Origin of the sequence: Dapis purpurea BLCC-M126, from assembly GCF_050015975.1 — a bacterium.
Lineage (GTDB): Bacteria > Cyanobacteriota > Cyanobacteriia > Cyanobacteriales > Microcoleaceae > Trichodesmium.
In genome coordinates, this window is sequence record NZ_JBNHER010000245.1 from 1 (window position 1) to 20,552 (window position 20,552).

Here is a 20,552-nt window from a genome sequence, read left to right on the forward strand (position 1 = left end):
ACAGTTGCCTTCCCATATTCACATACTGAGAACCTTGGCCTGTGAATAGGAATGCTATTTTCTGACCTTCGCTATTTCGTTTTCCTGAAAATAGTCCTACTAATTCTTCCTGAGCTTTCCACCCAAGTAGTTTCTCTATTAATGCTTTTGGTTCAGAAGCAATAACTCCTAATCGATAATTAAAATGTGCTCTACCTGTAGAGGCTGTATAACATACATCTGCTAGTGGTAACTTGGGATTAGTTTCTAAATAATTTTGATAATTACTGACTAAATCTTCTAGAGCCTTTTCTGTTTTCGCAGATAGAGTTAACAGATGGATCGGACGTTCAACAATATTCTGACTTTTAACTTGAGAAGGAGCCTCTTCTATAACTATATGAGCATTAGTGCCACTAAAACCAAAAGAACTAACTGTAGCTTGCCTTGGTTGGCCTTCAAGCACTTCCCAATCTTTTAATTTTGTATTGACATAAAAAGGGCTATTTTCAAAGTCAATATGTGGGTTTGGTTGATTAAAATGTAAGGATGGAACTAATTTTTGATTTTTGAGGCACAAAATTGTCTTGATCAAACCAGAAACTCCGGCAGCCGCTGCTGAATGACCAATATTAGTTTTTACCGAGCCAATCGCACAAAACTGTTTTTTGTTCGTCCATTTAGAAAAGGCTTCTGTTAAAGCTTCTACTTCTATCGGGTCTCCCAGAGGTGTTGCTGTACCATGAGCTTCTACATAACTAATAGTTTCTGGGTTAATTCCAAATTTCTGATAAACTGTTTCTTCTAAACTGGCTTGAGATTGACTACTAGGGGCACTAATCCCGTTAGTATTACCATCATAATTAACTCCTGTTCCTTTGATTACTCCATAAATATGGTCGTTGTCTTGAATTGCTTGACTGTAGCTTTTTAATAAGAGAACACCACAACCTTCGCTCCAGGCTGTACCCGATGCTGAAGCATCAAAAGTCTTACAACGTCCATCAGGAGATACAACTTGAAACTGACTTGACATTATTTGGAAGTCTGATGTTGGCATTAGAGTAATACCTCCAGCGATCGCTATTTCGCTCTCTCCTCGTTGTATGCTTTGGCAAGCTTGATGAACAGCTACCAATGACGACGAGCAGGCAGTATCAATAGCTACTACTGGCCCTTGAAGGTCAAGCATATAGGCAATTCTTGCTGGTATCATTGACGGACCATTTCCTGTAGCCGCCATCCTATGAACATCTAATCCTGAAATTGACAACAACTTAAGATAACCACCATTTACCGTAACTCCCACAAATACTCCATATTGTTTACCTCTAAGAGAGTCTGTAGCATATCCAGCATCTTCTATAGCGTGGTAAGCTTCTTCTAAAAATATTCTTTGCTCAGGCTCCATAAACCGAGCTTCTTCCGGAGAAATATGAAAAAATAAAGGGTCAAATTTATCAATTTCATCTAAAAAACCGGCACATTTTGAATAGGAAGTACCTGGATTATCTGGATCTGGATGATACCAATTTTTTTCTTCCCATCTTCCAGGAGGAGCTTCCGTTACACTGTCAATTCCATTCTTTAAATTTTCCCAAAATTCTTTCCAGTTATTCGCTCCTGGATATCTACATGAAATACCAATAATCGCTATATCTATAGTTGGTATATGATTTTGACTAGGATTAACCTCATCATTAAGCTCTGTCTTAACTTCTGGTTCTACTACTTCTAATAATAATTTTTCTGCTGTTTCTAAAGATATTTCTCCTGAACTAATCAAAGATAAGATTTTCTCTGAGCTATCCATGTTAATTAACTTATTTTGAATATTATCTATTTGATTTTCTGCTATAGCTTTCTCTTGTGTTTCTGTTTCCGTATTTCCTAACAATAGTTGTTCCGCATTTTCTAAGGAAACTTCACCAGATTGTAATTGAAATAATATCTGTTCCTCTTTAGTCATTTGGTCTTGAATGGATAGCCGAGCATCCAATTCTTTTTCCTTTCCAGAATAGGAGTCAGGCATAACTACCACTACCCTGCCGAAATGCTTCCCACGTCGCATATAATCAAAGGCTTTAATAACATCTTCTATTGGAAATGTTTTGTAAGGTAGTGGCTTCAAGCGATCGCGGTCAAATTCAAGTGCCAAATTATCCCATATCTGAGAAAACAATTGATTATCTTTGGCAAATTCTTCTAACAAATCAAAAGTAAAATATTTGATGTCTGGGCGTTTCTGATAGACTTGCTCGTGACTCCAAATGCCCAACTTACCAAGTTCAACATATCGCCCTCTATCGGCAAGGATATCTATATTTTTCTGGATGTATTCTCCATGAGTCAGGCTATTGAGAATAACATCTACCCCACGGCCTTGAGTGAATTCCATCACATCATTTACAAACTCCATCGTTCGAGAATTCATCACATACTTAATTCCCTGTTCCCGGAGATAATTCATCTTACCTGGACTAGTAGTAGCAAATACTTCCGCCCCAAAAAGTTGAGCCAACTGAATTGCTGCTTGTCCAATCCCACCTGAAGCAGCGTGAATTAATACTCTATCTCCTGGCTGAATTTTGGCTAAGTTAATCAACCCGTGATATGCAGTCGAAAACGGCCCCCAAATACTAGCTCCATCTTCCATATTCAGATTAAAATTTTTACGCACCAGTTTGTCCGGCGAGCAGATAATAAAGCTACTAAATGCATCGTGAATTCTCATTACCATTACTTCATCGCCGACTTGCCACTGCGATACTTCTGCCCCAACAGCTACGATAGTACCTGCACCTTCAAAACCAAAAGTGAGTTCTTCAGCATTAGCAATGCCAAATGTGTTTTCATAATACTCTTGGAGCATACCAAGTGCATTGAGTATATCCCGAAAATTAACTGGTACAGTTTTGATCTGAACTTCAACTTCATTTTGGCTTGGAACTCTACGTTCTAGAGGTACCAAAGTTAAATTGTTTAACGAACCATAACTAAATGTCTTCAACTGAAATGGTTGACAATTCAATGAATCTGTTCTTATTTCTTTTCTTATAACCTCTTGAGGAAAATTTTGAGGGTTATTACTTGCCGTTGTCCTTTTGTCAAAATTTTCCTCTATTCTACTTGCTACCTCTGGTTGGTGAAAGGTTATTTCGTGCATAGCTACTTCTTTGTCTATAACTTCTGGTAGCGTTTTCCGGATTTTTGCAGTTAAGTGTTCCTTTAAAGTTATTAAAGATAGTCTGGGTTTTTCCGACATTTCATAGGCTATCTTTTTAGCCACTTTTAGCACATCTTTTCTGGGTACAACTGGAAAAGAAACACCCCGTTCAGCTAATTCTTTCCCTCGATAATTTTGGGCAGTATACATCATTTCAAACCCTAAAGCACCTAATTTTTCAGGGACAATTAACGTGCATCCGACACCTGGAGTAAAACCATACTTCATAAAATTAGTAGTGTAAATACTTTCTTGACTTAACACAACTAAATCTGCATAAAATCCCAAAACCAAACCACCACCAATACTATGACCTTGCATCGCTGCAATTACGGGTATTTCACAATCTAGTGCTATCCTAAAAAAATCTAAATCATTACATTTACTTTCTCCTTTCCAAATACTTATTAACCCTTCTTTTGTCCCTCCCGAACAGAAATAATTTCCATAGCCTGTCAAAATTACTACTTTATAACTTTTGTTTTCAGCAACTGCACCAAAACATTTGTATAATCCCTCAATTATTCCGGCAGAACAGGTATTGCGGTTTTCTTCATCTTGCATCGTAATTTGTACAACACCATTACCCAACTCTACCAGTTGTACTACCTCAGAGTGGCCCTCTACTAAGTCCAAATTAAGATTTAGGTTTGCCATGGAAATAATCCTTCTTTTTGAAAACGTTTAATTTTTTCTTGAACCGTAGGTTCTGCTATTAGACTAGAAATCTGATTGACAGCTAAATCTTGAGTTTCTGCTTGAATAATCCATAACTGATTAATATAGTTTTTTAACTCTTTTACCCCTGATGAGGGTAAATACTTTAAACGTCGAATATATTTACTTATTAACTGATTAGTATTACTGCCATATTCATCAATTAATCCCCATTGATCAGCTTCTGATGCTGAAATAGCTTGAGTCGTTAGTGCTAAACGGTAGGCTTTTTGAAACCCCACTCGACGAATCAAAAAAGGTAATACACAAGCTGGTAATAATCCAAATAATAATTCTGATAAAACAAAAGTTGCTGTTTCATCAGCAATCACTAGATCGCTTGCTGCTACTAAACCCACTCCCCCTGCCTGTACTTTACCACGTACAAGTGACAAAATTACTTTACTACTTTGAGACATTTGTTTCAAAATATTGTAGTAACGGTGATTACTTGCTTTTGGGTCTAGTTGTTTTCCTGTTGCCACTTCTTCAAAATCCATCCCCGTACAAAACACATCAGGTAGTCCTTCCAATATTATTACTTTAACAACTTCCTCTGCTTCAGCAGCTTGCAAAGCTGACAACAATTCCATTGTTAACTGACTATTGATGCTATTGTTAAATTCAGGCCGATATATCTGAATTCTTTGTACAACATCTTGATAACTGATTTTTAGGGTTTGATAATTCATAACTATACCCATTCATATTCTCGATGAAATTCCTTGATTCTTTTCAGCACTAAACGACCTTTACCTTCAATTTGTTCCCATACACCTGGAAGGATTTTGTAATCTAGGGTAACATTTCTAGTACCAAAAGCAACTGTCGAACTATGAATTAGTAACTGCTCATATTCTTCCATACTTAAGCCATAACGTTTTTTTAACTGTGATGCAATTTTTCGTTGAGCTTGAATTTCCTTTCCTTGTGGGGTGACAACTCCACTATAAAATTCCGAACAACAACCAGAACCATAAGAGAATATACCAATTCGTCGGGATTTGCTAAAATCTGCATTATCAATCATGCTAGCTAAAGATAAAAATACTGTAGCTCCCATAATATTCCCCACCTGTTGACAATAGACTAATCCCGGCATCACCCGTTTCTGAAAGTCTTCTTCAATCTCCACAGGTTTTGCCCTTTTAAACTTACGCATCATACTTCTGTGAGCCCCTTTCACCATTCCCCCAAAAGGAGTATGAAAGCTCAAGTAATCAAAAGTTTTTTGGTAATCTACTCCTTCTACTCGATCTTGATATTCCCGGTAAGCATTTTCACAACAATCTAGGTAAGATAGCAATGATAAATCTGAATCTCCTGCTTCTGAGTCTGGGTTAGGTCTGCAAGTATCCATAACCTCATACCCATAATAACCATTGCATCCTACATCAACTTGGAAAATTTTAGGAACATCACTGACCAAAATAGCTACTGCTCCAGCGCCACTGCTTGGTTCCACAAAAGACCAATCTTCGCTGAGAGCTTCTCCTCCCTCTACAACAACAGGCCGAAATATATCAGTTCCTATAACCAAAGTTTTAGCCCCTGGAGATGTTTGGGATAAAATCAAATTTAATGCCATCTGTAAACCTGCTGTACCTGAGTAGCAAGCTTGCTTAATCTCAAACATTCGGCAGTTACGACTTAGCCCCAAATAATCATGGATATAAGTGCTCATAGATTTGCCAAAATCAATGCCAGATTCACTACAAGCTATCACCATTTTGATTTGTTGCTTCTCCAGATCGCTGAGACTATCAATAATAGGTTTGGCTGCATTAATAGCATTAGAAACTGGATCTTCATAGGGCATAGCAACTGTCTTCTCTTTCATCAGAAGATTATCGAAGCGAGTCGTGTCTAAGTGACGTGCTTCGCCTAACATTCGCACATCGAGTTTAGCCGAACCCCCATATACATTTAGTGCTTCTATTCCAACTTTTTGCATTAGTTTACTCCTGTGCAATTAATAAAGCTGTATTAATCCCTCCAAAACCAAAACTGTTGCTGATAGCATATTTTATCTCAGCCTTAACAGAAGTTTCTTTGACCCAATTTAGACTGGTATCAATGGGATTAACTAAATTTTTAGTTGGATGACAAAAAGCAAATTTCATTTGTAATATGGAAGCGATCGCTTCCACTACACCAGCAGCAGTTAAACAGTGACCAGTTAAAGATTTTGTTGAATTTAGTTGGCAGTGGTGAAGTCCCGCAGATTTTAAAGCTGCCACTTCTGTTCTGTCACCAAGGGGGGAACCAGTACCGTGGGTATTCACATAATCAATACTCTCTGGCTGAAGGTCTGCCATGGCTAAAGCAGTATTCATAGCCCGTTCTTCCCCTTTTTGGGAAGGTTCGGGACTACGATTCCCATCTAAAGCTAATCCCCAACCCTTAACTTGGCCATGGGATTTAGCGCCCCGTTGCTTGGCGTGGTCAGTTCTCTCTAAAATCACTGCTCCACAACCTTCTCCATATATAAAGCCATCATGGTCTTGGTCAAATGGCCGACAAGCAAGGTCTGGGCGATCGGCAAAACGTTCGCTCCCCATTGCCCCTAAATTCCTCAGTGCTTGGAATTCATACGCCGATAGATCGGATAAAGTTCCCAAGGCAATGCAAATATCACTGTTACCCATTAAAATTTGACGGGCAGCATGAATTATAGCAACTGCTCCACTGGCGGAAGCTCCACCTACACTATAGCCTTCGCCTTGAATCTGAAAACACTGGGAAATCAGACCCATTATATCAGTATCCCAAAAGGTCAGACCATAAGTTGGTCGTATAAACTCCTGGCGTGACTGATAACGTTGCCAGGTTTGCTGCTGATAACGTTGTTGTAAATTTGAACCACCTACGACTAATCCTACTCGTTCTGGATTAACTTTACTAGAGGTTAGTTGAGCATCTTGCCAGGCTTCAGCCACAGCTACTATTGCTACTTGGGCGCTCTTAGTAGCAGTACGTAACAATCCACTATACTCAGGAAATAAAGTTCTGACGTCAATATCGGGAATTTCGGCACCAATAAATGGTTTGATGCTTTCACGTCCAGGCTTTTTTAGATAAGCAAATTGAGTTTCCCCTGATAACAGAGCTTCTTTAAAAGTAGCAACTCCTTGACTAATGGAAGTAATAATGCCCATACCTGTTATCTCTATGTTGCTCATTGATAGCCCCTCTAGTTTTTTTAATTCCTTACTTCTAATTTCCTAATTTCGCTGCAAATAGATCGGCTAGTTCTCCTATATTTTTGGCTCCAGCTAATTCAATGCGTGGGATATTTAAGGATAAGTCTTCCATTACCATCATTATAATTTCTGCCCTATTTACTGAATCAATGCCTAAGTTTTTGAGACTATCAGTTGGCGCTATAGGTACTTCTTCTAATTCTGGTGCTATTTCACAAGTATGTTTTTTGATGATGTTAAATATTTGTTCTTTGTTCATAAAATTATCCTGATGAATATACTATATTTTTATTTTACTTGATTTTTGATTTTTTGAATCATTTGATTTGCTTCTTGGGCTGTTAATTCTTTATTGGCTACTTTACTCAATATTGAGCGTAATTTTTGTTTCATTTCCTCTTGCGAATCTACAGGTAAATAGTCTTTTTGAGTAGATTCTTTATCCTCTGTTTGGAATCTACTTCCTCCTGTACAATTAATTTCCTGGGTAATATATTTGGTTAAATCTAATAAGGTAGGGTAGTCGTATAGTTTAGTGGCCTTTATATTCAAATTGAAGGTTTGATTGATGTTAGTTACCCATTCTACTCCAACAATGGAATCTAAACCTAAATCAACAAACTTTTTGTCTTCTTCTATTTCACTGATATCCACATACAGGGCTTCCGCTAATTGTTGTTTTAAAATTTCCCTGACTTGTGAGAAATTCTTCTGGGAGTCATTTCTTAGTTGAGGTTGGTTACTAATACTCACTTGACTTGAAGAGGCATCTGGCGATCGCTCCACATCAATATTTTTACCCTGATTTGATAAGCTTTGAGCAATATATTTGCCTAAATCTAATAAAGTCGGGTAGTCGTATAATTTAGTGGCCTTTATATTCAAATTGAAGGTTTGATTGATATTAGTTATCCATTCTACTCCCACGATCGAGTCTAAACCTAAATCAACAAACTTCTTGTCTTCTTCTATTTCACTTATATCCACATACAGGGCTTCCGCTAATTGTTGTTTTAAAATTTCCTTGACTTGTGAGAAATTGCTCTGAGACTCATTTCTTAGTTGAGGTTGGTTACTAATACTCACTTGACTTGAAGAGGCATCTAGCGATCGCTCCACATTAGTATTTTTACCCTGATTTGATAGAGTTTGAGCAATATATTTGCTTAAATCTAATAAAGTCGGGTAGTCGTATAGCTTAGTGGCCTTTATATTTAAGTTGTAGGTTTTATTAATATTAGTTATCCATTCTACTCCCACGATCGAGTCTAAACCTAAATCAACAAACTTCTTGTCTTCTTCTATTTCACTTATATCCACATACAGAACATCTGCAAGACTTTCTTTGAGGGTTTCTCTGATTTTAGTCTCATCTGTGTCAAGGTTATTCAATTGAATATTTTCAGATTCAATATCGGCAGGTTTTACTTTTACTCCCAACTTAGCCAGTTCCTTTTTGGGTGAAGGATCTATAGTTGATGCCGAATCCGATAAAGATAGTGATCCTGGAGCTGATAATTTTAGTTTTGGTTGCTGTGACATTTTGTCTTTGTTCATTTGTATTTCCTGTTGCTGGATATTTACTCCATTGAGTTTTACTTGTTTTTCAGATTTTATGCTCTTTTTCTCTTGACTTTTCCATTGTCGAATATCTGTTATCCAATACCTTTTTCGTTGCCAAGGATATGTTGGTAATTCTACCTTATTACGGGAATAATCCCGATCAAATCCTAACCAATCAATCTTTATTGCCTGTGCATACAATCCCCCAAGACTTTGTAGCATTTGTAACCAGTCTGGTTTTCCTGAACGTAAACTGGGCAACCATAGTTTTCTTTCTCCCATCAGACACTCACGACCCATACCTAACAGTATTGGTTTTGGTCCTATTTCTAGGAAGATGTCAATACCTTGTTTGCGCAAAGTCTCCATCCCTTGAGCAAATCTTACTGGTTGACGCACATGACCCACCCAATATTCAGCAGTGGCTATTTCTCCATCTACTTCAGTACCAGTAACATTTGATACTAGTGGTGTTTTGGGTTCATTATAGATAATTTCTTTCGCGACTGCTTCAAATTCGGCTAACATTGGTTCCATCAATGGAGAATGGAAAGCATGGGATACTTGTAGTTGTTTTGTCTTAACTTCTTCTGATTCAAATCGACTACAAATACTTGCTATGGCTGCACTCTCACCTGAAATTACTATACTTTCAGGTCCATTGAACGCTGCTATTGTTACTTGGGAACTATATTCTTTGATGGCTTCTGTTACCTGAGATTCTGATGCCATTACAGATACCATTTCACCACCGGATGGTAACTTTTGCATTAACTTTCCTCGCATTGCTATTAGTTTCAGACCATCTTCTAGGCCAAATACTCCCGCAACGGTTGCTGCTACATATTCTCCTACACTATGACCCATCATCACATTGGGTTTGATTCCCCATGATTCCCATAATTTAGCTAGGGCGTATTCTATGGCAAATATAGCAGGTTGGGTATAACGTGTTTGGTCTATCAAAGTCGAAGTTTCATCTTTAACTTCACCTGGATAAAGCACATCTAATAAAGAAACTTCTAGATATTTTCCTAGAATTTCACTACACTGGTCGATAATTTTCTGAAAAGTGGGTTGAGTTTCGTATAACTGCCTTCCCATTTGCAGATATTGAGAACCTTGACCGGTAAATAGAAAGGCAATTTTTTTCGTTGTTTCGCTTGTTACTTGTCCTGAAAAGATGCCAGTAACATTCTCTCCTTCTTTGTATTGTTTGAGTTTTTTGATTAAATCTTGTTTTTCAGAAGCAAGGACAGCTAATGTATGGTCAAATTTAGCTCTCCCGATGTTGGCTGTGTAGCAAATATCCCCCAACTCATTATCATTATTTTCTGCTTCTAAATAACTTTGATAACTATTGACTAAATCACCCAGAGCTTTTTCTGTTTTCGCTGACAGAGTTAGTATATGAACCGGACGTTCTAGTTCACCCCCCCTTTCAAAAGGGGGTTGGGGGGATGCTTCTGGGTTCTGAGTTCCGACTTCAGTAGGAGCCTCTTCTAAAACTATATGAGCATTCGTACCACTCATACCAAAAGAGCTTACTCCTGCCACTCTTTTCTCCTCTGATGACAGCCAAGGAGTCAGTTGAGTCGGGACCTTGAAAGGCATATTCTCCCAATCAATATAGGGGTTAGGATTAGCAAAATTCAGATGAGGGGCAATTTTTTGATGTTGCAGTTGCAAAACCACCTTAATCACACCTGCTATTCCCGCTGCAGGTTCTAGATGACCAATATTAGTTTTCACTGAAGCGATATGCAATGGATTTTCCCGATCGCGTCCCTGCTCAAACACGCTAGCTAAAGCTCTCACTTCCATAGGGTCTCCTAGAGAAGTCCCTGTACCATGAGCTTCCACATAACTCACTTGTAATGGTTCCACTTTTGCGGCTTTCAGAGCTTGCTGAATCAGTTTTTCCTGAGCTAGTTTATTAGGTACTGTTAGTCCGCCACTAGGCCCATCATGGTTGACTGCTGAACCACGAATTACTGCACAGATATTGTCTCCATCTTTGAGTGCATCCGACAAACGCTTCAGTACCACAATGCCACATCCCTCTCCTCTACCATAACCATCAGCAGCAGCATCAAAAGTTTTACACTTGCCATCAGGTGATAGAGCCTTTGTTCTTGATAGTCCAGTTGTCACTTGAGGAGAGAGAATTAGTTGGACTCCTCCAGCTAAAGCGAGATTTGACTCTCCCTGACGCAGACTCTGACAAGCTTCATGGAGAGCTACCAGAGATGATGAACAAGCTGTATCTATTGCCATTGATGGGCCTTGCAATCCTAAAAAGTAAGATAACCTACCTGCTGCAAAACAAAACGTATTTCCTGTAACATCGTAAGGGCTAACATCTTCAACTTGGTTCAAACCTAAATTAGCATAATCATTTTGACCGATACCCAAAAACACCCCTGTCTGAGTGTTTTCTAATTGCTGGGGATTAATACCTCCTCTTTCTAAAGCTTCCCAAGTTACTTCCAAAATCAAACGTTGCTGTGGGTCAAGACTATGTGCTTCTCGGCCAGAGATACTAAAAAAAATCGGATCGAAGCGATCTACCTGGTCAACTAATGCTGCGTGACGGATATACATTTTTCCCGGAGTCTCAGGGTTGGGATCGTAGTAATAATCTAGGTCCCAACGCTCTAGTGGAATCTCTTTAACAGAGTCTTTACCATTAGATAACAATTCCCAGAAGCTTTCTGGTGTGTTGGCATTTCCAGGAAATCTACACCCTATACCGATGATGGCGATAGCTTCGCTTCTTGAGCTTTCCATCATTTCTAATTTTGTTTCTTGATTTTCTTGAGATAATGATGCCTCCAATTCTGTTGTCTTCCATCCTATTAATTCCTCTATTATGTATGAGGACAATTTGGCAATGGTTGGATATTCTATGGCTATTGTCTCAGATAAGGTTGTTCTTAGTTGATTTTGCAGTCGATTTTTTAATTCCACTGTCATTAAAGAATCCATGCCCATTTCCATAAAGCCTAAATTTTTAGGTAATTGAGATGAACTTAAACCTAGTATCTGAGCTACTTGCCCTCGAATGTGTTCAGTTAAAATTTCTTGACGTTCCTCTAATAAGGCCGTCTCTAATTTTGCTAAAATTTCTGCTTTGACTTTCTGTTTCGGTGTCTCTTGTGCCTTCAATTCCTCCTTCTGTAATAATTCTCTTACTAATGAACTTTTTTCGATACTACTCCATTGTTCTGCCAATACCTGCCACTGTACGGCCATTACACCTACTTGACCTTGAGCAGATTGATTTCCTAAAAGTAAATCCAAGGCATACATTCCTTGTTTGGGGGCAATCTCATTAATCCCACTGCTCTGTATACGATTTTGATGCTCCACTGCTAAACGAGCTGCCATACCTCCAGATGCCCATGCTCCCCAATTAATAGCCAATCCTGATAATCCTCTGCTGCGACGATAACTAGCGAAAGCATCCATAAAGGCATTGGCCGCCGCATAATTTCCTTGACCAGGGGAACCAATTAAGGAAGCTAGTGAGGAGAAACAGACAAAGAAATCTAATGACAGATTTTGGGTTAATGTATGCAAATGCCAAGTTCCTGCTACCTTGGGCGACATGACTTTAGCAAAACGCTCCCAATTCATCTGTTTTATGGTTCCATCATCTAGCACTCCTGCTGTATGAATTATGCCTTTGAGTGTTGGCAAAGATGTCTGAATCTCTTCGAGAATTTTCGCTATATCTGCTTCAATCGACACATCCCCTAACAAAACTGTTACTTGGCATCCTGTTTCTTCTAATTTTTTTAGAGATTCACTGACTTTTTCTGAGGGAGGACGACGCCCAGTTAAAACAATATTTTTGGCTCCCTTGGATACTAACCATTCCGCCATAAGTAATCCTAAAGCTCCTAACCCTCCAGTTATTAGGTAACTACCATCTGATGATAAGGATAGGGGTTCAGGAAATTCTGGAGGTTCTTGCCTAGCCAGACGAGCTACATAAGTATTTTCTCCCCGTAAAGCTAGATTATCTTCTTCTTGTTCATTAACTAATAATTGCCACAGCATTTCTACTTCGTTTCCTGCTGCAACTTGTGGGTCTAAATCTACTAATCCTCCCCATAATTGGGGATGTTCTAGGGACACTACTCTACCTAATCCCCACAAGGGTGACGCTGCTAGTCCTGCGATATTATTTTCTGTTTGGGATAATACTGACTGACACCCACGGGTTACTAACCATAGTTTGGGAATGCTAGAATTTTTGAGTAAGGTTTGTAACAGGTGCATCACGCTGCCACATCCCCATCGCTGACTTGCTTCTAAAACTTCTAGGGTTAAGTCTTTTGATTCTGGAGCATCTAAACTCCACAAGTGAATTAATTTCGTAATGGGAGTTTCACTACTTTGTTGAATTTCTTGATACAGTTTGTAAAATTCTTCAGGATTATTAGGATTGAGTTTATATTTTCCTGCTGCTTGTTTTTGATAGCTCTCGCCTCGATAAACTAAGCTGTATTTATGACCCTGTTGTTGTAATTTTTGGGCTAATTTTTCGGCTACTCCTGTGGTGTCGGCAAAAATTAACCAATGATTTAATTGAATGCTCGTTTTTGATTTAGTTTGAGCTAAAGGTTGCCACTGAACTTCATAGAACCAATTTTTGACATTTACTGCTGCTAATTGTTCCTGATGTTGTTGAGCTAATACCTCTAATATTTCTGGTAAAAGTTTCAGCTTTTCTGGTGAAAAATTTACTGATCTTTCTAGTTGTTGAATAAGAGCTTCTGTTTTTCCTTGAGTGAGTAGTTTAACAATTGGAGTCTCACTAATATTTTCTGACTTTTGATGTTTCTGCGGTTGACTTACCTTGGTTTCTATCCAATGTCTTTCTCGTTGGAAAGGATAAGTCGGCAATCCTACTTTCTGACGAGCATAATCTTGGTTAAACCCTAACCAATCTATTTTCGCTCCTTTTACATACAAATTTCCTAAACTCAATAGCATTTGTTGCCACTCATCCTTCAAAAGCGCAGCATCCTTTGACTTCCCATCCTTCAAAAGCGCAGTATCCTCTGGCTTCCCATCTTTCAAAAGCGCAGCATCCTCTGGCTTCCCCCTTTCTAAGGGGGACGGGAGGGGGATTTTATTGGGGGACGGGAGGGGGATTTGATTCGGACGTAATGATGGCAACCACACACCTACATTTTCTGGCAGACATTGCCGACCCATTCCTAACAATACTGGTTTCGGTCCAACTTCTAGAAAAATTTCATACCCTTGTTGATGTAGCGTTTTCATTCCTTGGGCAAAGCGTACTGGTTGACGCACATGATTGACCCAGTATTGAGGAGAAGCAATACTCTGATCTGCTTTTGTGCCTGTAACGTTAGATATAATAGGTATTTGAGGTTTCTTATAGGTTAGTTGATTAGCTATAGCTTCAAATTCAGCCAACATTGGTTCCATTAATGGTGAATGGAAAGCATGAGATACCTCAAGTTTTTTAGTTTTGATTCCCTTTCCTTGCAGGATACTTACTACACTTGTTACTGCTACCGAATCTCCAGAAATAACTGTGCTTTCTGGTCCATTTATGGCCGCGATTGCTATTTCTTTATAAGGTTCCAGGAGTTGTCCTACTGTTGATTCTGAAGCCATCACAGAAACCATTTCTCCACCTGAAGGCAACTGCTGCATCAACCGCCCCCTAGCAGCTATTAATCTCAAACCATCTTCAAGACTGAATACTCCTGCTACAGTTGCTGCCACATATTCTCCCACGCTGTGGCCCATTACTATATTAGGTTTAATTCCCCAAGATTCCCATAATTTATATAGGGCATATTCTATGGCAAACAGAGCTGGTTGAGTATAAGCTGTTTGATTTAGTAGAGATGAATCTTGATTATTATATAAAACATCTAATAAAGAACATTCTATTTCAGAACTTAATATTGTATCACACCTATCCAATACTTCACGAAAAACAGGCTGTGTTTGATACAGTTGTTTGCCCATATTAACATATTGAGAACCTTGCCCCGTGAATAAGAAAGCTACTTTCAGTCTTCTTGTCCGCTCAGGAAGTTCCCCTGTTAATACTCCCGCTGTTGCTTCCCCAGATTGGTATTCCTTAAGCTTTTCTGCTAAGTCCTGTTTGCTAGAAGCGATCGCTGCGAATCGATGGTTAAAATGGACTCGCCCAGTATTAGCACTGTAACAAATATCAGCTAATTCTGATTCGGGATTACTGTTTAAATATTTTTGATAACGAACCACCAACTCTGAAAGAGCTGTTTCTGTTTTAGCTGAAAGAGTTAATAGATGAACTGAAGGTTCCCGATCCCCTCTGCTTTCTTGCTTCTGATTTTTTCCTTGCTCAAGAACTACATGAGCATTTGTTCCAGCAAAACCAAAGCTACTTAATCCTGCCCTCAGAGGATAAGATTTTCCTGCCCCATCAGTTTTTGCTTCCCAAGATTGAAGCTTGTCCACCACAAAAAACGGACCTTCTTTTAATTCAATATCAGGATTAAGTTGCTGATAATTTAAGGAAGATGGAAGAGTTGTATGTCTCATGCACAGCAAGACTTTGATTAGTCCAGCCATACCTGCTGCACCTTCCAAATGACCAATATTTGTTTTGACAGATCCCAAACCACAACTATTAGCAGGCAACTTACCACTTGAACTCAGACGTTGAAACGCTTCATTTAAAGCCTCAACTTCAATTGGATCTCCTAGTGATGTACCCGTACCATGTGCTTCAATATAACCTACTGACTCTATCTCAATATTAGCTTCCCGATATGCCTCTTCTAACAATTCGGCCTGAGCTTGGGGATTTGGTGCGGTAAAAGAACTTGCTTGCCCTCCATGATTTACTGCTACACTGCGAATCACCCCATAAATAGAATCACCATCCCTCAAGGCTTTTTGATAATCTTTCAGTACAACTACTGCCCCTCCTTCTCCCCTAACAAACCCATTAGCACCGGCATCAAATACCCGACATACTCCATCGGGAGATAACATACCCGCAGCAGTATAAACTCGGCTATTCACAGGAGAGCAAATTAAATTCACACCTCCTACCAAAGCTGTTTCACACTGCTCACGACGTATGGCATTAACCGCTTCATCCATGGCTACCAAAGAACTAGAACAAGCTGTATCAACAGTCAAGCTAGGGCCATGAAAATCATAAAAATAGGAAATGCGGTTGGCAAAAGTTGCTGGAGCTGTACCAGTAGCAATTTGAGCTACTTCGGTTGTCTCCAAACCTTTTTCTAATAAACTCCTGTAGTCGTAGTGACACACTCCTACATAAACTCCTACTGATTTACCCTTTAATGTATCACTTGCATATCCCGCATCTTCCATTGCTTCCCAGGACAATTCTAACAACAACCTTTGCTGCGGATCCATTAACTGGGCTTCCCTGGGAGTAATTCTAAAAAAGGATGAGTCAAACAAATCTATCTTTGTCAAAAAACCACCACGTTGAGTGGATAAATCTATTTCCGAACTCATAGAATCAAATAGATTTCCCCAACGCTCTGAAGGAATATTCTGGATTGAGTTCCGATCTTCCTTAAGTAGCTGCCAAAATTCTTCTTTAGTATCTGCTCCTGGGAAACGGCAGGACACACCTACAATTGCTATTCTTGGTAGTGCAGTGTTGTCATTAGAATTCATTTGAATTTTACCTCATGTCGATGTCGTCAAAATGTTTTTTTCAGTCCTAGTCCTACTAACTCAAGTTAATATCTTCTCGTTCTGAAAGATACTCTGCTATCTCTATTAAAGTTTTGTAACTAAAAAAGAAGGTAGACTTTAATTTAATCCCAAACTTTCTTTCCATCACAGCACGAAATTCTAACAATTCCAGTGAGTCCATTCCTGACTCCATTAGTGGTGTTTCTGCGAACAAACTCTCCATCCGTTCAACACCCAGTAGAATTTTTAATAATTTTCGACATTCTTGTTCAAATATTTCTAATTTGGATGTACTTCCTTCTGAACTAATACTAGGAGAATCAGTTTCTGTATGACTATCCTTTTCTGAAAGATACTCTGCTACCGCTATTAAAGTTTTGTAACTAAAAAAGAAGGTAGACTTTAATTTAATCCCAAACTTTCTTTCTAGAACAGCACGAAACTCTAACAATTCTAGTGAATCCATTCCAGATTCCATTAGTGGTGTATCACCAGACAAGCTCTCCATTCGTTCAACACCCAGTAGAGTTTTTAATAATTTTCGACATTCTTGTTCAAATATTTCTAATTTGGAAGAACTTTCTATACTGATGCTAGAAGAATCAATTTCTGTCTGACTATACTTCCCATTTTCTGTTAAATTTTGTTGGATTTCCTTAGAAGATTCTATTGTCTGCAATTGATCCTTTCGAGCAAATATAACGGACTCTCTCGCCTTAGAAAGATCGTGCATCTCACAGGGTAATCCCAATGGTATTATTTCATCAAACCCACAATCACTGAGAACTTTTTGCCACAGTGGTATATTCAGTAAACAACCAACTTCTAATCGGTTTTCAGGATCTTCAAACAACCAAAATCCTTGCAGCAATCCTCCAAAGTATAAAAGAACATCTATTGGTTGAGTAAACTCTAGTAATGCCAATAACCCCCCTGTATTTAATAGTGAGTTATTGTTCTTTAAGGTTTGATGAATTAATTTTGTGTTATGGAGTACATTATTCGCAATTACTACATCAAAACTTTCAGCTTTTATTCCCTGAGCATCAAGAGATTTTTCTATGTCAAAGATTTCATATTTTACCCAAGGATACTGCTTAAATTTAGTCTCGCCATAACGTGTAAAAGTGCTAGAAATATCAGTAAACCAGAATTCTATTTTCTCTCCATGAGGAGCTAACTTTTCTAGTAATATTCCTGTCACACCCCCTGTTCCTGCTCCAATTTCCAATATCCGAATAGGTTCTGCCCTATTTTCTAACAAACGTTGTTCTACTTCCCAACAAACCCCATCTGCTAGCAATTCATTAAAGTAGTCAGCCACACGATGTCCTAGAAATAGTCCAGCAAATAGCTCCATATCCCCATCAGTAAAGACTACCTCATTAACATCAACTTCACCACGTAGAATTAATGGATATTTATCTAAGCATCTTTTTACTACCGTTAACCAGGGTGAATGAGCGGGATATTTTTCTGAAAAATACTTATGAAAGGCAGCAACGTCAGACGCAACATCTTTTATAGCAAAACTCTGACACCTTGCTAATGTCCACACTCTACCTTTTTCGATTTGGACAATACCACGCTTCTGCAAAATTTGCAACAAAGCATTTAAAAGTCTCTGGTAACGTGAAGAGATTTTAAGCTGGGATATCAACTCAGACTCTAGATAAAATTCACCCTCTCTGAGGAATACTCCCATATCTTGAAAAACACGCAAAAGCCAACGTGCTGCAAAGGCTTCTAGCTCATATTCTGGAGCCATTAAATCACATAGCTCTAATGTCGCTAATTGGTGTAGGGCTACTTTTTCTGTGAGCTTTTTGTTTAAAACTGAGGATTGATGCCACTTTGAGTTTGTCAAGCTTGAGATGGCTTCGTGGTATTTTAATAACCCATCTATTTCTTGGATTCCTGGTTTAACTATTGCCCACTGCTCCACAAATTCTAGTAAGTCTTTTGCCAATACTTGCCAATTTGCTACAGTAGTCCCTACTAAAAACTCACGAACTTCGAGTAGCTCAGTCGAATAGTTAGCTTCTGTTAAGATTGCAGCTACCAATTCACCTTGACTTTCTAACACTAAATGTGCTGTTGGATCTTGTTTTAATAAAACTTCAAACCAGGATTCGCTCCCAGGTTGATTAATTGTGGCACAGTTTAACAGATTAGGTATATCCTTGACAGTTGCATACCGGATCTGATATTCACGCTTCTCAAAATGATTGACTGTGATGCGAGTCAATGGCAACATTTTTGGATACTTGCGAAATGCTGCTTTCTTGGAGAATAAACCTACCTCTGCTGCGGCCATCAAGAACACATCTGCTTCTACTAAATGTTGCATTGAGAAAGCATGATAGGCATCAAAATGTAGAGATTCACTTTCATCAATATATTTTTGGACTACTGCTGGTGTTAAACTGTGTACTTCTAAGAGTAATAGTCCATGTCTAGTTATTACTGATGACCATCTTTCTAGATGTTCTACTAAACTTTGTACTGCTACATGAGGTGGTATAAGTTTTCCTGCTGGATCTACATCTACTACTTGATAATCTAGTTCAGACCGGACTTCAGATTTTTCTGTGTCTTTGGGAGCTATAAATGGTCTGTCATGGTCTAGGAACGAACGAATATGTAATACTTTTTCTGCCTCTATTCCTTCTACATTAAATTTCTCTAATAATTTTTCTGGTGCTCCTATATCTCCTGGAATCATTAGATGAGGAATCTCTCCTAAATTTTTATCTGTAACATCTAATGCTTCTTGGTTGTAGTCCGCTCCTACCATCACAATCGGATACTCTGTTAATACTTTTCCTCTAGCGGAGAATTCTTTGATGATTTTATATACTCGTTTCAGTAGCGTTCCATCCCCACAACCCATATCTACTATATAACTTGGTTGTTCTTCTATTGGCTGTTGGTTAAATATAGATATGATTATCTTATCTGTGTCGGCAAAAAACTTTTCGTGTTGAAAACCACTTGCTACTACATTTAATACTCTATTTACGTGTCTTTCGTTTTCAGTTTGATCTCTTTGAAATACTTTCTGAGGATTTCCGAATAGCAATTCTTTCATCTGTAATAACATAGGAGCATAAGATGCTGTTGTTCCTAAGTTTAAGCATCTATCACTCATAAATCTACCTATATCTGTTAAATATAGCCCTTCTGTTTTTTCTTCTGCCCATCCTAAATTGATGAATAATTTGGATAGTTCTTGTTTAAGTGAATTTGTTAATGTGTTGAATAATTTCTTTGATTCATCCAGTAAATTTTGTTTCTTAAGTTCTAGTAACAGAGGAATGACTAATACTCCATCCAATAAATCAGTAAGTAAGGAGTTTTCTGTATCCCATCTGCGAGATGAACATTGAATCCAATTGCTAATTTCTGCTTCTACTTCTCCTTTTAAATATGACTCAAATGGATATTTATATAAGCTCATCAGCGCTCTAGGGATAATTTGATGTTGTTGACTTTGTTCTGTTAATGTGTATGCTTCTGATTCAGAGCGATACAGGAATGATAGTGACTCTAACAGTCGTAGAGCTACCATTAGATGTCCACTATTTGCTCCTAATTCCTCTACTATTTCTTCTAATTTCAGTGATTTTTTCTGTGCTAGTAACTCGAACACTCCTGCTTCTGAACAAGTACAAATCACTGGTACAGCTACAAACCCATGAGCATAACGATTTATCTTATCTAGCATTAATTTATCCTATTTTTATGGGAATACATATTTTTATGGGAATACATAATAAACATATTTAACTACTTTGTAGTGACATTTAAAATTTTTTCTCTAGAAGTAGTAATAGTTAATAGTTAAATTTCTATGGCATCGCAATTTACTCTAGGTAGGAATTCTTTCCATTGAGATGCATATACGAACATATTACCTAATAGGAAGAAAATAATCTGCAACTTTAGATAGTGGAATAAAACCTTTTATCTGAAGTGCTAGTCCTAATTTTTGGCTTTAATGCAATAGACATAATAGTTTTTTTATTATTTGGGTAACATTTACTACTTACTAGTAATAATACAGCAAATAATTATTTGCTGTATTATTGCTATTTTGTTATTTATTAATGGAAATCAACTAATACAAATATTGATTATTCTTA

The 20,552-nt window shown here is 38.2% G+C and carries 7 protein-coding genes; all 7 read right to left on the reverse strand.

From position 1 onward, the window contains the following. Positions 1-3,862, reverse strand: a 3,862-nt coding sequence (locus ACP6PL_RS21895; protein ID WP_426547393.1) for a polyketide synthase, incomplete at its 3' end; no start/stop codon positions are given. After that, the gene (locus ACP6PL_RS21900) at positions 3,850-4,626 is read right to left on the reverse strand and encodes an enoyl-CoA hydratase/isomerase (RefSeq protein WP_426547394.1); all 777 of its coding nucleotides are present in this window, start codon (positions 4,624-4,626) and stop codon (positions 3,850-3,852) included. The genes ACP6PL_RS21900 and ACP6PL_RS21895, both read right to left, overlap by 13 nt. Further along, on the reverse strand, positions 4,617-5,876 hold the full coding sequence (locus ACP6PL_RS21905) for a hydroxymethylglutaryl-CoA synthase family protein (RefSeq protein ID WP_426547395.1): 1,260 nt from the start codon (positions 5,874-5,876) through the stop codon (positions 4,617-4,619). The genes ACP6PL_RS21900 and ACP6PL_RS21905 overlap by 10 nt, the downstream gene beginning before the upstream one ends. 4 nt (positions 5,877-5,880) lie before the next feature. Continuing rightward, positions 5,881-7,104 carry a beta-ketoacyl synthase N-terminal-like domain-containing protein gene (locus ACP6PL_RS21910; RefSeq protein WP_426547396.1) on the reverse strand — a complete coding sequence of 408 codons (1,224 nt, stop codon included), beginning with the start codon at positions 7,102-7,104 and terminating at the stop codon, positions 5,881-5,883. Between the two features lie 34 nt (positions 7,105-7,138). Beyond that, on the reverse strand, positions 7,139-7,384 hold the full coding sequence (locus tag ACP6PL_RS21915) for an acyl carrier protein (protein ID WP_426547397.1): 246 nt from the start codon (positions 7,382-7,384) through the stop codon (positions 7,139-7,141). Between the two features lie 29 nt (positions 7,385-7,413). Next, complete coding sequence (locus ACP6PL_RS21920) at positions 7,414-16,386, reverse strand: SDR family NAD(P)-dependent oxidoreductase (protein ID WP_426547398.1); 8,973 nt, start codon at positions 16,384-16,386, stop codon at positions 7,414-7,416. 55 nt (positions 16,387-16,441) lie between these two features. Continuing rightward, positions 16,442-20,134 carry an AprA-related methyltransferase gene (locus tag ACP6PL_RS21925; RefSeq protein WP_426547399.1) on the reverse strand — a complete coding sequence of 1,231 codons (3,693 nt, stop codon included), beginning with the start codon at positions 20,132-20,134 and terminating at the stop codon, positions 16,442-16,444. Positions 20,135-20,552 lie beyond the last annotated feature (418 nt).